At 69.7% G+C, this 14,016-nt stretch carries 13 protein-coding genes; 7 read left to right on the top strand and 6 right to left on the bottom strand.

What is annotated here, in order from left to right:
* Window positions 1–51 precede the first annotated feature (51 nt).
* The 3 genes from JGU66_06575 to JGU66_06565 all read left to right on the top strand — a co-directional run bounded on the left by JGU66_06575 (window position 52) and on the right by JGU66_06565 (window position 2,650).
* Complete coding sequence (locus JGU66_06575; protein ID MBJ6760421.1) at window positions 52–1,059, top strand: aldo/keto reductase; 1,008 nt, start codon at window positions 52–54, stop codon at window positions 1,057–1,059.
* 18 nt (window positions 1,060–1,077) lie between these two features.
* On the top strand, window positions 1,078–1,365 hold the full coding sequence (locus tag JGU66_06570) for an antibiotic biosynthesis monooxygenase (GenBank protein ID MBJ6760420.1): 288 nt from the start codon (window positions 1,078–1,080) through the stop codon (window positions 1,363–1,365).
* Between the two features lie 76 nt (window positions 1,366–1,441).
* Window positions 1,442–2,650 carry a hypothetical protein gene (locus JGU66_06565; GenBank protein MBJ6760419.1) on the top strand — a complete coding sequence of 403 codons (1,209 nt, stop codon included), beginning with the start codon at window positions 1,442–1,444 and terminating at the stop codon, window positions 2,648–2,650.
* 2 nt (window positions 2,651–2,652) lie between these two features.
* Here JGU66_06565 and JGU66_06560 read toward each other — a convergent pair whose 3' ends face one another.
* The gene (locus JGU66_06560; protein ID MBJ6760418.1) at window positions 2,653–3,612 is read right to left on the bottom strand and encodes an AraC family transcriptional regulator; all 960 of its coding nucleotides are present in this window, start codon (window positions 3,610–3,612) and stop codon (window positions 2,653–2,655) included.
* Window positions 3,613–3,907: 295 nt separating this feature from the next.
* Here JGU66_06560 and JGU66_06555 point away from each other — a divergent pair, with 295 nt between their 5' ends.
* Window positions 3,908–4,324, top strand: coding sequence for a nuclear transport factor 2 family protein (locus JGU66_06555; GenBank protein MBJ6760417.1), 417 nt, complete (start codon window positions 3,908–3,910; stop codon window positions 4,322–4,324).
* 59 nt (window positions 4,325–4,383) lie between these two features.
* On the opposite strand, the gene JGU66_06550 is transcribed toward JGU66_06555, so the two are convergent.
* The 4 genes from JGU66_06550 to JGU66_06535 form a co-directional block, all read right to left on the bottom strand.
* A complete protein-coding gene (locus JGU66_06550) occupies window positions 4,384–4,779 on the bottom strand; it encodes a hypothetical protein (protein MBJ6760416.1) in 396 nt (131 codons plus the stop codon).
* A gap of 76 nt (window positions 4,780–4,855) precedes the next feature.
* Window positions 4,856–5,287 carry a nuclear transport factor 2 family protein gene (locus JGU66_06545; protein MBJ6760415.1) on the bottom strand — a complete coding sequence of 144 codons (432 nt, stop codon included), beginning with the start codon at window positions 5,285–5,287 and terminating at the stop codon, window positions 4,856–4,858.
* Between the two features lie 100 nt (window positions 5,288–5,387).
* Entirely contained in the window at window positions 5,388–6,026 is a 639-nt protein-coding gene (locus tag JGU66_06540) for a DNA-3-methyladenine glycosylase I (protein MBJ6760414.1), read from the bottom strand.
* An 81-nt stretch (window positions 6,027–6,107) separates the two neighbouring features.
* Window positions 6,108–7,604: a DUF4397 domain-containing protein gene (locus tag JGU66_06535; GenBank protein ID MBJ6760413.1), complete on the bottom strand. Its 1,497-nt coding sequence runs from the start codon at window positions 7,602–7,604 to the stop codon at window positions 6,108–6,110.
* Between the two features lie 311 nt (window positions 7,605–7,915).
* Here JGU66_06535 and JGU66_06530 point away from each other — a divergent pair, with 311 nt between their 5' ends.
* The 3 genes from JGU66_06530 to JGU66_06520 are packed head-to-tail and all read left to right on the top strand — an operon-like array spanning window position 7,916 to window position 11,531.
* Window positions 7,916–9,910 (top strand): S9 family peptidase, encoded by a 1,995-nt coding sequence (locus JGU66_06530; protein ID MBJ6760412.1) that lies wholly within the window; start codon window positions 7,916–7,918, stop codon window positions 9,908–9,910.
* 37 nt (window positions 9,911–9,947) lie between these two features.
* Window positions 9,948–10,493, top strand: a complete 546-nt coding sequence (locus JGU66_06525; GenBank protein ID MBJ6760411.1) for a hypothetical protein — start codon at window positions 9,948–9,950, stop codon at window positions 10,491–10,493.
* 30 nt (window positions 10,494–10,523) lie between these two features.
* Window positions 10,524–11,531 carry a hypothetical protein gene (locus tag JGU66_06520; protein ID MBJ6760410.1) on the top strand — a complete coding sequence of 336 codons (1,008 nt, stop codon included), beginning with the start codon at window positions 10,524–10,526 and terminating at the stop codon, window positions 11,529–11,531.
* A 6-nt stretch (window positions 11,532–11,537) separates the two neighbouring features.
* On the opposite strand, the gene JGU66_06515 is transcribed toward JGU66_06520, so the two are convergent.
* Entirely contained in the window at window positions 11,538–13,955 is a 2,418-nt protein-coding gene (locus tag JGU66_06515) for a S8 family peptidase (protein MBJ6760409.1), read from the bottom strand.
* Between the last annotated feature and the right edge of the window lie 61 nt (window positions 13,956–14,016).

The following is a 14,016-nucleotide window of genomic DNA, read 5'->3' as shown; positions in this document are numbered from 1 at the left end:
GGTATTGAGTGCGCCATTGCGCGCCCGACGCGCGCGCGAGGGGAAATACACATGACTGGAGTTGCGGGCAAGGTGTCGCTGGGCACCCTGGGCAAGGCCAACCTTCCCAGGGTGGGGCTCGGCTGCATGGGCATGAGTGAGTTCTATGGTCCGTCTGACGAGGCCGAGAACCTGCGCATCCTGGCGCTGGCGCACGAGCTGGGCTACGTGCACCTGGACACGTCGGACATGTATGGGAATGGCACCAACGAGCAGCTGCTCGGCCGGTTCATGAAGTCGGTGCCGCGGCAGAGCGTGTTCCTGGCCACCAAGTTCGGCATCGTCCGCGACGCGGCGGGCGGGCTGGCGCGCAGCGTGGATGGCAGCCCCGCGTACGTGAAGGCGGCGTGTGACCGGAGCCTGGCGCGTCTGGGTTTGGACTACATCGACCTCTACTACGTGCACCGCAAGGACCCGGCGGTTCCCATCGAGGAGACGGTGGGGGCCATGGCCGACCTGGTGAAGGCCGGCAAGGTGCGCGCGCTGGGGTTGTCCGAGGTCAGCGTGGAGACGCTGCGCAGGGCCCACAAGGTGCATCCCATCGCCGCGCTGGAGACGGAGTACTCGCTCCTGTCGCGCGACCCGGAGATGGAGTTGTTGCCGACGTGCCAGGAGCTGGGCGTGGCCTTCGTGGCGTACAGCCCGCTGAGCCGGGGCTTGCTGACCGCGTCGCTCAACGCGGGGGACCTGAAGCGCAGCGGGGACGTGCGGCAGTTCATGCCGCGCTTCTCCGGGGACAACTTCGACCGCAACGCGGCGCTCCTCGAGGACCTGAAGAAGATCGCCGCCGAGCGCGGGTGCACGCCGTCGCAGCTCGCGCTCGCGTGGGTGCTGGCGCGCGGTGAGCACATCCACATCATCCCGGGCACGCGCCGGGAGCAGTACCTGCGGGACAACTTCGCGGCGGGCGCGCTCCGGTTGAGCGCGAGCGAGGTGGCGCGCATCACCCAGGCCGTGGACGCGAGCCAGGTGGTGGGGACGCGTTATCCGGAAGCCGCGATGAAGGGCATTGGACGCTAGGAATTGGAGACGGTGACGATGGCTGACGAACGAGTAGAGATGACGGCGTTCCTCACGGCGAAGCCCGGCAAGGAAGCGGAGATGCGGGTCGCGCTGCGGGAGCTGGTGGCGGAGACCGTGAAGGAGCCGGGCTGCATCCTGTTCCGCATCCTGGAGGACCTGGAGCGCCCGGGCACGTTCGTGCTCTGGGAAATCTTCCAGGACCGGGAGGCGCTGCGTGTCCACATGGAGAAGGACCACACGCGCGCCTACTTCACCAAGGGCCTCAATGACCGCACCCAGGTCATGAAGCTCAAGACGGTCTGAGCGGCTGCCTTTTCCCTTTCGCACCTCGCGCTTGGTCATGAACACACTTCAGGCAGTCCGAGTCCTGGCGGTTCCCTTGGCGTTGTCCTGGGGCGTGGTGGCTCCCGCGAGCGCGCTCGCGGAGGAGGCCAGTCCCGCGGAGCAGCCGGCAGCCCCCTCGGTGCCGGCGCCCACGCCCGTGCCTCCGGCGCCCCCCGTGGTGCCGGTGGCGCCCGGGCCGCCCGCGCCGTCGCCCGTGGTGTTCCGGTTCCAGGCGCGGGTGGACTCGCTGTTCCAGATGAAGCCGCAGGCGCGACAGGATGACTACGCGCTCAACTCCATCCTGGTGGTCCCCGGGGTGAGCGGCCAGCTCACCCCGTGGTTCTCGTATGCCTTCAGCGCCGTGGCGTATGCCCAGACGTTCGAGAGCGCGCAGCCCCGGGTGCTGGACTCGGTGGGCATGTTCAAGCTGGCGGACCCGCTGCAAATCTGGGTGGGCCGCTTCGTGGTGCCGTTCGACCGCTTCAACCTGAGCGGTCCGTTCCGCAACCTCATCTGGAACTACCCCGGCATCTACGGCGGCGTGCGACGCATTGGCGGGGAGAACGGCCCGTTCGGTCGAGACACCGGGCTCGGGGTGTGGGGCTCGGTGAACCAGGGCCTGTTCAAGTATCACCTGATGGCGCACCAGCTCGACGGGGGCGGCAAGTCGCCGCGCTTCACGGGCCGCGTGAGCATGAGCTTCCTGGACAAGGAGCCTGGGTACTTCGTCAACAGCTCCTACCTGGGAGAGAAGGACGTCGTCTCGGTGGGCGTGGCCATGCAGTATCAGCATGACGGCCGCACGTGGACGGCGCCGGTGTCCGCCACGTCCACCGTCCTGCCGCTCCTCGTGGGCGGGGTGGAGGCGGCGCAGGCCGCGCCCCAGGCGGTGGGTAACTTGTGGGCAGTGACGGCGGATGCCTTCGCGGAGAAGAAGCTCGGCGGCAACGGCACTGTGACGTTCGACGCGGCGTATTACCAATACGACGAGCACCGCCCGTACCGGCGCTCGTTCGCCGTCACGGGGGCGTATGTGCCCGCCGTGAAGCTGGGGCCTGGAATCACGCAGGTGGGCGTGCGCTGGGAGCAGGCCTCGCCCGGCGTGCTCCAGCCGCAGCTCTCCGTGCTCAAGTCCGTGGACCTGTCGCTCGCCTATCACCTGATTGGCTACAACCTCCGCATTGGCGTGGATGGCGCGCGCCAGTGGCTGGGCACCAGCGTGTCCAAGAGCGTCTCGCTGGGGCTCCAGTACTCGCCGCTCTGAGGTTAGCCCTCCGCGAACTGCGCCACCCGCCCGCGTGCATCCGTGGGCGCGGTGGCGCGGTAGCGTCCGGGGGACACGCGCAGGTGTCTCTGAAAGGCTTTGCCGAAGCCCGTGGATGAGTCGTAGCCCACCCGCGTGGCAATCTCATCCACGGACTCGCTGGTCGTCTTGAGGATTTTCGCCGCCAGGCTCATCCGCCAGCGCGTCAGGTATTTGAGCGGCGGCTCTCCCACCAGCTCCACGAAGCGTCGCGCGAAGGCAGCCCGAGACAGGGCGACCTTCGCCGCGAGGCTCTCCACCGTCCAGGGCAGCTCCGGGCTCTCGTGGATGAGGGACAGGGCCTTGCCAATCTGCGGGTCCCTCAGCGCGCCAAACCAGCCGCCCGCGCCCACGGGCTGGCTCTCCAGCCAGGCGCGCACGATGAAGACGAACAGACTGTCCACCAGCCGCGGGATGATGATGTCCGAGCCCGGCAGCTTGCGGCCCGACTCGTGCGACAAGAGCCGCACCAGCGCGTGGAACTGGCCGCTCTCGTCGGAGGTGTCGACGTGCAGGCGGATGAGCTGGGGCAGCAGCGCCAGGAGCGGGTGCTGGCCGTCCTGCTCGAACTCATAGGCGGCGCACAAGAGCGCGGTGGCGTCCGCGCTGGCGGAGGCGGGCAGCGCGGCCAGCCGGTCCTTCATGTTCGTCAGGGCCTGCTCCCAGGGCTCCACGGCCCCGTGGGGCGCGTGCGTGAGGTGGTGGCGGATGCCCGAGCCCACCAGCACGAGGTCGCCCGGGACGAGCCGCATGGGCTCTGCCTCACCCTCCAGGTGGAGCCAGCAGACCCCGCGCTGGACGATGTGCACGGCGGTCTTGGTATGGGCATGGATGTCCAATCCCCAGGGCGCCACCAGCTCCGACTGGCACAGCATCGTGTTGCCCAGCTGCGTGACGCCGAGCACGTTCGCCAGCACATCCATGAGTGTTCACCCCGTGTGAATACGAACGGACTGGAGCATAACGCCATCTCGCCACGCATCCACGCCCGCGAGACGTTTGGACTGAAAATCGAGCGTTCCGCTCATTGTTCGTAGCGTGGGTTGTCCATAGGTTGGACGCCGCTCATCCCAACAACACCCGGGAGCAAATCCGACCATGAAGGCTCGTCTTTCCCTGACCGCTGTCGTCTTCGCGCTGACCCTTTCCACCCAGGCTGTTGCGGAGCCTACCAAGACCGCCGCCGCCGCAACCTCAACCACCCCGAAGAGCAAGACCATGGCCACCACCACCAAGACTTCCGCTGACGTCCTGAAGGGTTTCTTTGACGCGTTTGGCAAGGGCGACGCGGACGGCGTCGTCAATTCCTTCCACCCGGACGCGCTCATCGTCGCGGTGCGCAAGGGCGACCGCAAGGGCGAGCAGCTCCACGGCAGCTACAAGGGGAAGGATGGCGCCAAGGAGTTCGTGACCAACCTGGGCAAGAACTTCGACACCAAGGCGTTCTCGGTGGAGCACCTCATCGGCGATGGTGACGTGGCGTACGCCAGCGGCGCCTTCGTGCACAACATCCGCTCGACGGGCAAGCCCTACGCCAGCGATTGGGCGCTGAAGGTCCTGGTCAAGGATGGGAAGATCCTCGAGTACCACTTCTACGAGGACTCTGCCGGCTTCGTCGAGGCGAGCAAGAAGTAATCGCTGTCATCGCGCCACGCCCCGAGCTTGTCTTTCGGGGCGTGGTGGGTTGTGTCAAGTCAGCCGGAAGATGGAGCGTGGGCGGAGCCGGCCCACTTGGGCAGCCCGCAGTGGAGGCAGCTCGGGGTGGTGCAGAGGGCCACGGCGCCCCGCTGATGGAAGGGGTGTCCGCAGCGCGGGCACGGCCAGCGCGTCACCCGATGCGAGGTGATGGGCAGCGTGATGAACCACGAGAGGCCCAGGTACTTGAGCCAGGCGCCCGGCCCTCCCAGGACGGCGCCGCGCGTGAAGGCCATCAGCGCGGCCGAGAGGAATCCACCTAGCAGGGCTCCGAGGTGCGCGCGCGCACGCCAGCGAAAGCGCTGCCACGCCGCTTCGTAGGATGGGTCCTTGAATACCTGTCGCATGCCGGTGGGTCGCCACGGGTGCAGGCCCGAGGTGCTCCAGGAACGCACCCGGCCGGCGTTCCTCGGGCCGTGCAACACCGGACCGATTTGAAAGTGTCACCGCGTGCCGCGCGGCGTGCTCTGGCTACGCATCCGTGATGCGCGACACGTGGCCCGCGAGCGGGCGCCACTTGCCCTTCACCTTGACCAGGGTGTCGGTGAACTGGAACACCGCGCTGAAGGCCTTGCCCCCGGAGACGCCCTTCACGTGGGTGCGCCCGGTGACGACGGCGGTGTCGCCGTGCACGCGCACCTTCATGTCCCGGTTCTCGAAGACCTCGTACTTGGGGTCTCCCTGCTTCGCCTCGGTGACGTCGTTGGCCTTGGTGGTGATGACGCCGTTGGAGCCGGTGAGCGTGTAGTCGTCGAGCAGGAGTTGCTCGAGCGCCGCGGCATCGCTGCGGAGCGCGGCGGCGCACCAGTCGCGCTCGACCTGGAGGATGGCTTTCTCCTCGGCGCTCTCCGCCAGCGCGGGAGCGGTGAACAGCAGACTCAGCAGGACGAGGGTTCGGTTCATGCCGCGAATCTACCGGCGCGGTGGGAAGCCCCGGCCGGATGCCGCTCGAATGGCGGTGAACCCGCGGAGCACGCGGGTCCGCCTTGACATGGCGCCAGTGTCACTTCGGGCGCTTCAGCTTGTCGCGGCGGCGCTCCGCCTCGGCGCGGACGCAGCAGGCGTCCAGGTGGTCGTTCACGAGCCCCATCGCCTGCATGAAGGCATACACGGTGGTGGGCCCCACGAAGGTCCAGCCGCGCTTCTTGAGGTCCTTGGCCAATGCCTGGGACTCGGGAGTCTGCGTGAGCGAGGCGGCGACGGCGCGGGTCATGCGCGCAGGCCGCGCTTGAGGCCCGGGCTCGAAGCGCCAGAAGTACGCCGCGAGCGAGCCGAACTCATCGCGCAGCGCGCGCACCTGCTTGGCGTTGTGGATGGCGGACTCAATCTTGCCCCGGTGCCGGATGATGCCGGCGTTGCCCAGGAGCTTCTCCACGCGCTTCGGGGTGAAGCGCGCGACCCTCTCGAAGTCGAAGCCCTCGAAGGCCTCGCGGAAGGCCCCGCGCTTGCGGAGGATGGTCAGCCAGCTCAACCCGGACTGGAAGCCCTCCAGGCAGAGCTTCTCGAAGAGGCGCGTGTCGTCCACGACGGGGAAGCCCCACTCCGTGTCGTGATACGGCTCCAGCTCGGGGGCGATGCCGGCCCAGCCGCAGCGCACCTGTCCGTCCGTCCCCCGCACTCCCTCCTGCTCCGTCCCGCTCATGCCCCGCTCCTGATGCGTCGTGCCGTGTCGCGCGCGGATTGTTCCACAGGCGCTCGCGGAGCGGGGCTTCGTCGCGCGTCGCTACTTCTCCGGGAGCAACGCGCCGAGCGTCCACGGCGTGGGCGCGGTATCCACCAACAGCAAGCGCAGGTTCCACGCGCCCGCGCCTCCCGGTGGATTGGCGGCCACGGCGAACAGGCGCTGACCCACGCGCGTGCCCGAGTCCAGGTGGAAGCGGGCGCGCGGGTAGCGGTTGGCCTCGGAGGAGGGCGTCACTCCCAGCAGGAGGCTGTCTGGAGGCAGCGGCAGGCCCGAGGCCGCGGACGCGCCGCCGAAAGATTGATCGACGAAGGGCGCATCCTGGAGGACGCGCTGCTCCGGGCCCACGAGGCCCACGTCCACGGCGGGGCTGCCCGGCGCCGCGTGCACGAGCCGCACGAGGACGTTGCTGGAGTCGTGTGAGAAGCCCTCGGCGAACGGCAGCAGCGTGAAGGCCGGGGACTGCGGCGTGGGCGGCGCGAGGTAGCCCGACGCGACGAGCAGGTAGCGCTCACCGGCCACCAGCTCCGGCGTGCGAGACGACGCGGCGGGCGAGCCCGCGGGACGGACGTGGTCCAGCGTCACGCCGAAGGCATCGAGCGTGTACTCGCCGGGCGGCACCTGCACCGGGCCGGACATCGTTCCAAAGGACAGCGGGGCGAAGAGGGCTCGCGCTCCGGTGAACAGCTCCATCGTCGGCGCATCCGGCGAGGCGTGCACCGCGTACACCACGGGATTCTGTCGCAGGATGGCGAGCGTGCCGTCGCGTCCTGCCATGAGCAGCGAGAAGCCATTGCCCGCGCGCGCGGGCTCGGTCATCAGGCCCGTGGCGACGATGAGCGTCTGCGTGCCGGCCACGAGCGGCGGCAGGGTGAACGCCGTCACGCGCTCGCCATTCGCGCCCATCACCACGCCGAGCTGGAGTGACTCACCCGCGGGAACATTGCCTGTCGCATCACCTGTGCTCGCGAAGCGCTCCAGCAGCTCGGTGTCCACGGTGCCGTCGTCGCCCACGTCGAAGCCGAGCGTCGGCGCGTCCACGCCCGCGTTCACCAGCCGGACCTGCGCTTGCTCGATGGAGACCTCGTCGCGCGGTGGCTCGCGCAGGGACAGCGCGCGGAAGACCGAGGCCGGGTCATGTCCGGCGAACAGGCCCGCGACCACCACCGTCCAGCGCGCTTCCTGTTCCAGCGTGACGTGCGTGGTGAGCAGGGGCGGCGTGGTCGCGGCCGAGCCCGAGGCCCTCAGCTCCACGGTGATGTCGCCGGGCGGCAGGGTGGCGTAGGTCGTGGTGGAGCCATACGCGACGCGCACGGCCAACGGCCGGGTGCTGCCCTCGACGTAGACATCCACCGGCGGCGCGTCCGGCGAGGCATGGAGCACGCGAACCTGGGCGGGGACGAGCGGGCGCTCTGGTACAGGCGGCGGTGGCGCGGGAGCCGGCGCGGCGACCTCGGTCCGGTTGCAGCCCGCCGCGAGCACCATCAATCCCATGTGTACCGTGACGAGCAGGGCCTTCCAGCAGCGCGTGCGGTTCATGCTCTGTCCCCCTCTTGTGGAGGACATCGCGCACGGGCGCGACGTGCCTCGGTCCTAGGACGCTAGGCAGGCGTGACGCGTCTCCGAAGGTGTCCCGATGGGGAGGGTTGACCGGCGACTCGGGGCGTTGTGCGCGAGTGGACGCCGCAAGGGCGCGAACCCGCGAAGGCGGTGCGTCGCGTGTCGGGTGACCGGGCGCTGAGTGCGGGCGAGCAGGCTCACTTGCTCGTCCCGGCGTCGAGGTCCACTTCGAGGCTCGCGACCGGACATGTCGGGGACATCGGGGCCGCTCTGCTAGGTTTGGTGGAATCATGATGACCCTTGGAGCCCTCCCTCTCCTCGCCTTCCTGTTCGCCGCGCCGCCCGCGCCTGCGTCGTCTCCCTCGGGCGTGGCGGGCATTGCGCCGCTCCCTGGCCAGCCCAACCTGTGGGTGAGCCAGGTCCCGCCCGTCTCACCCGAGCTGTCCCAGCGCGCGCGCCAATATCTGGAGTCCCGCGCCGCGGCGCTGCTGGACGTGTCGGGCGATGGCAAGCAGGTGCTCATCAGCACGCGCTTCGCGGACACCAATCAGTTGCACGTGGTGGAGCAGCCCCTGGGCATGCGCACGCAGCTCACCTTCACGCGCGAGCCCATCAACCAGGCGAAGTTCCTGCCCGGCAATCCGCAGGTCCTCTTCTTCCTCCAGGACCAGGGCGGCGGAGAGTTCTTCCAGGTGTTCCGGTTGGATCGCCACACGGGGCGCTCCGAGCGACTGACCGACGGCAAGAGCCGGCACGAGTCGCTGCGGGTGTCGCCGGATGGACGGTGGCTGGCGTACGGCGGCACGGGCCGCAACGGCAAGGACACGGACGTGTACGTCGCGCCCACGGCGGACCCCAAGCAGGCCCGGCGCGTGACGGAGGCCGAGGGCAACTGGACGCCGCTGGAGTTCTCGCGCGATGGCTCGAAGCTGCTCGTGCGTCAGTACCGCGCCGCGGATGACGCGGACCTGCACGTGGTGGACGTGAAGACGGGCGAGCGCCGCCCGCTCACGCCCAAGGAGGGCAAGGGCAGCGTGGACAGCGCCGTGTTCTCCCAAGATGGCAAGGCCGTGTACCTGGTGACGGACCGCTACAGCGACTTCGCCGAGCTGTACCGGCTGGACGTGGCCCAGGCGCCCGGCACCGCCGCGCCTCGCGCGTTGACCGCGTCGCTGCACTGGAACGTGAAGGACGTCTCGCTGTCCGCGGATGGGCGCCGGCTGGCGGTGCACGTCAACGAGGATGGCTACAGCCGGCTGTACCTGCTCGACACGCGCACCCAGGCCCTGGCTCCGGTGGAGCTGCCGCGTGGCGTGATGGGCGATGTGGTGTTCCCCGCGTCGCGCTCGGACGCGGTGTTCTTCTCGCTGATGTCCGCGCGCGTGCCCTTGGACGTCTTCTCCGTGGACCTGCGCGCGCGCAAGACGGCGCGGTGGACGCGCTCCGAGGTGGGCGGGTTGGACCCGGAGACCTTCGTGGAGCCCGAGCTGGTGCGCTACCCGTCCACGGACGGCGTGCGGGTGCCGGCCTTCCTCTACAAGCCGCGAAGTGCCACCGGGAAGCTGCCGGTGGTGGTCGTCTTCCACGGCGGCCCCGAGGGACAGAGCGTGCCGGGCTTCAACACCTTCATCCAACTGCTGGCGACCGAGCTGGGCATGGCGGTGCTGGTGCCCAACGTGCGGGGTTCGGACGGCTACGGGAAGGCGTACCGCGCCATGGATGACGGCGTGAAGCGCGAGCAGAGCCTGGCGGACATCGGCGCCACGCTGGACTTCATCGGGACGCGCCAGGACCTGGATGCCGCGCGGGTGGGCGTGTACGGCGGCTCGTATGGTGGCTACATGACGCTGGCCACCGTGGCCTTCTTCCCCGAGCGCGTGCGCGCGGCGGTGGACGTGGTGGGTATCTCCTCGCTGCCCTCGTTCCTCCAGAACACGCAGGCCTACCGGAGGGACCTGCGACGCGCGGAGTATGGCGACGAACGAGACCCGGCCGTGCGTCAGGTTCAGGAGCGCATCTCCCCGCTGGGTTCGGTGATGAAGATTCGCGCGGCGCTCTATGTCCAGCAGGGCGCCAACGACCCGCGCGTGCCCCAGTCCGAGGCCGAGCAGATCGTCCAGGCAGTACGCGCGAAGGGCTCGGACGTTTGGTATCTGCTGGCTACGGACGAAGGCCACGGCTTCCAGAAGAAGGAGAACCGCGACTACGCGCAGGTGACGGCCGCGATGTTCTTCGAGAAGTACCTGGGAGCGGATGACGCTCCTGGGAAGAAAGACGGCCGCTGAGCGGTAGAGGGCTTCGCGTCCCCAGAGGAGGGCAGCCATGAAGCGTGTCATGCGGCAGTTGCGCCGAGGCGTGGGAGTCCTGGGAGTGCTGGTGGGCGCCGGGGTGGCGTTGGCCGCCAGCCGCCCGGATGCCATCGGGCTGCACATCGCCCGGGAGGCCTGGAACCTGGTGATGACGCAGGATGCGATTTCTGGCCCGGAGTTCCAGCTCGCACGCAAGCCGGGCGTGCTCCGGGGGCGGACGGTTCTGGGAGACGTGCACCTCACCCTCACCGACACCACCGTGACGGGCGTGGTGGGCGTGCAGCCGGTGAACCTGAAGGTGAAGCGCGACGGCTCGGCGCTGGTGGCGGAAGGGGGCTTCGCGGGGCGCCCCGCGGAGCTGCGGCTGTCCCCCGACGCGCTGCGCGTGTACGTGCGCGACTGCACCTACACGCTGAAGGCGAAGGAGCCGGGGCGCGTCTACGAAGGGCGCCGGAGCTGCGACAGCCTCACCGTCCCAGCGAGTGAGATCTCGCTGCCGGATGACTTCCTCGCGGCCCCCATCGCCGAGCAGGTCGCGGTGCTGTTGCTGGCGCTGTAGTTCCTGTGTCGCGTCGGGGAGGCCGCTCGGGTGAATCCTCGCACGCTGTCGATTGGCATCGCCCTCACCGCCGCCGCCGTGGCGGTGGGGGTAGGCATCTGGCTGGGGCGTCCGCCGCCGCCGTTGCGCATGCAGCCTGTCCTCCCGGAGCCGCTGCTCCAGTCCTTCCCCAATGCCCAGCCGTCGCGAGACGTCACGCTCCGCGATGGCGTCCGCCTGCCGAATGTCCCCGCGAGCTGTGAGCCGGATGACGCGGGCTCGCTCGCGTGTCGAGACGACTGCACGTCCGACGAGGACTGTCCCGGGGGCGCGCTGTGCGTGACGCATCCTCTCTTCGGTCATCGTGCGTGCGAGCGCCGCATCCACCTGTGCGAGCGCGCGCGCGACTGCGAGACCGGGCAGGTGTGCCACGCCGAGGGAACGTCTGCCTCCGGGGCCGCGGTGCGCCGCTGTCGGGTGGATGGTCAGCGCCGCGCGGGCGAGTCCTGCACCTCGTCCGAGACTTCGCCGGAGGAGGCCTGCCAGCCGGGACTCTCGTGCGTGTGGGAGCGCTGCGGAACGCCGTGCACGGTGCACGCTCCGGACGCGTGTCCTCCGGGATGGGAGTGCGCGCCGGGAGCATTCCGCGTGACGGGCGCGTGCGTGGCATCGTGTCGCGAGCAGCCCTGTCCACGCGGCACGCGCTGTGAGTCGGTGAGCGAGGGAGGCATCCCCATCTGTCACCGCTTCGTGGGCCCGGACTGTCTCGGTGGCGAGCCCTGCGCCGAGGGCCAGTCCTGTCTGAGGGGCTTCGCCGAGCCGAGCCTGGAGACCCAGGCCTTCGAGTGTCGTGCCCGCTGCGACGCGAGCCATGCCTGCTCGAAGGGCCTGTCCTGCAACGAGCGCAGCGGCTACTGCCTGCGCCCGTGTGAGCGGGACGCGGACTGCGCCGCGCCCGAGCGATGTCACGTCCTCGATCCGACCACGCGCCAGAGGGGCTGCGCGGTCATCGCCGAGGGGCTCCCGGCTCGCCCCACCCGGAGCGAGCCGAGGCCCTGAAGCGCGCTACTGCGGGACGCAGGCGCCGTTGCCAGCGCTGTCCGGCGCGCAGGTGTAGCCGGTGCGACAAGAGCCCTGGGTGCCGATACCGCTGCACGTGGCGAAGCAGTACGCGTTCGTGCCCCCGCTGGTGGCGTAGCACTTGGAGCCGGACGGGCAGCTCGACGAGACGCAGCTCAGGGTGCAGTAGCCGCTCGGGTAGTTGGTGGCGCAGATGCCATCCGTTCCGCACTGGCTGTCCTTCGTGCAGGGCTGACCGACCAGCGACGTGGGCTCGGGCTCGGAAGACTTGCCCGGCGCGAGCGAGAAGCTGATGTCCTGCACCGTGACGCCCGACTTCAGGTCAAAGGACTCGAACTCGGTGGCGTCGCGCCAGTAGCCCACGCGCTCGCCGTCCTCGAAGAGCTCGCCGTCGCCGTCCTCGTCGATGGTCGCCAGCGCGTAGTACGTGTGGGGCGTGAGCTTGGCGCTGTAGTGGTAGCCGCCCGTCGCGGGCACCGCGAGCACGGCCTCCTTGTCCACCTGCCAGGCTCCGGTCTTGTCCTGGTAGGCGAACGCGATGAGCGCGTCCTTGTCCTGCAGGCTGCCCACCTTGAACTTCACCAGCACGTTGGCGCTGCCGCCTGGCGTCGCGGTGAGGGTGAGCTGCGCCAGGTAGTCGCCCACGGGCAGCGAGCCCGGCTTGACGGTGACGGACAACAGGGTCGACTTGTAGGCGTCCACGGACAGCGCGGTGGAGGAGACGGACACCGCGGAGGCCTGCGTGCCCGCGATGGTGACGCCCACCTGGAGCTTCCCGCCGCCCGTGTTGCGCACGGAGAGCTGCTGCGTGCCGCCCCCGGTGAAGGACATCTGCGTGGTGCCGATGGCGAGCTTGGGCGGAGCATTGGGGTCACCGCCGCCCTTGGCGCGCAGCACGGCGGCCTGCGCGTTGACGAGCCCCGCGCCACAGCCCTCGGCGCACTGGCTGGCCGTGTCGGCCGTGTCCTTGAGGATGTTCTCCACCTCCGTGGCGGTGAGCGCGGGGTTGACGGACAACATCAGCGCGACGATTCCGGCCACGTGCGGCGCGGCCATGCTGGTGCCGTTGTAGAAGCCGTACGAGGGCTGCTTGTTGCTGTCGGGCAGGGTGGACAGCACGCCGTCCGGGAAGCCGTCGCCGTTGCGGTCCTCGCTCGTCTGGCCGCCGGTGGCCATGACATCCACCACCGAGCCGAAGTTGGAGTAGCTGGCGCGCCGGCCGTCGAAGCGCACCGCGCCCACGCAGATGACGTTCTGCATGTTGCAGGGGAACGTGCCCGAGGCGTTCACGTTCTCGTTGCCCGCGGCGATGACGAAGATGGCGTTGCGCGAGTTGACCGCGGTGTTGACGATGTCCTGCACGGACTGCGGCGCGGAGCCCGTGCCGCCGAGGCTCAGGTTGACCACGCGCGCGGGCGTGGTGTTCACGCGCACGCCGGGAACGACGCCGCCCGTGGCCCAGTTCATGCCCGCCGCGATGTCCGCCAGCGTGCCGCCGTTGGTGCCCAGCACGCGCACGGGGAGCACCTTGCCCTTCCAGGTGACGCCCGCCACGCCCAGCTTGTTGTTGGACACGGCGCCAATGGTCCCCGCCACATGCGTGCCGTGGAAGGACGAGCTGCCGCTCGGGCCGTCGTTGCCCATGTCCGTGGGGTCGTTGTCGGGGCCGTCACCGTCGCCGGCGGCGCTGCCGCTGGAGATGAGGTCGATGCCCGGCAGCATGCGCGCGTCCAGGTCCGGGTGCTTGGTGATGCCGGTGTCCACCACCGCCACCACCATGGAGTCCGAGCCCGTGGTGATGTCCCACGCGGCCGGCAGGTTCATGTTCGCGTAGTGCCACTGGCGCGCGTAGTAGGGGTCATCCGGCACCGAGAAGGACGTCACCTTCAGGTTGCTCTCGGCGTAGCGCACGCCGGGCGTCACCGAGAGCTGCTTCACGATGCCCTCGTGCTCGTCCCGCGCCAGCGCGCGCACGGGCGCCGCGCCGGACTGGGCCTGCACCACGTCCGGCGAGTAGCGCAGCACGTGGAGGTACTCGCTGATGAAGCCCAGGTGCGTCGCGCGGTAGCCGGGCATGCGCGCTCGCGCGAGCGCCGCGTCCTTCGACAGGTTGGCCTCGTCGAAGCGGACGATGACCTCCCCGGGGATGAGCGAGTCCTGGGGCGGCGGCGAGGCGTGGGTCACCTCGCGGGCGGCGACGGCGCGGTGCACGGCGCCCGTCAGGTCACGAAGCTCGGACTCCGGAAGGCGCGGCGACACCACCGCGGCGCCCGCCGAGCCCGAGCGGAACGGCGTCAATGTGCCCTGCACCGTGCCGGTGAGGGGATCGGGTTCGAGGGGTTCCTCGGTGGAGGGGCAGCCTGCGCATGCCAGCAGCGCCAGGATGGCAAGACGGCGAATCATGAAAGGGTCCTTGGACACAGGTGGAAGTCGCGCGGACGCTAGAGCCGCGCGGGCGCGCGCG

It is taken from the genome of Myxococcaceae bacterium JPH2 (genome assembly GCA_016458225.1).
Classification (GTDB): domain Bacteria; phylum Myxococcota; class Myxococcia; order Myxococcales; family Myxococcaceae; genus Citreicoccus.
Note: the sequence above shows the minus strand (reverse complement) of the source record. Positions and strands in the feature narration are given on the sequence as shown.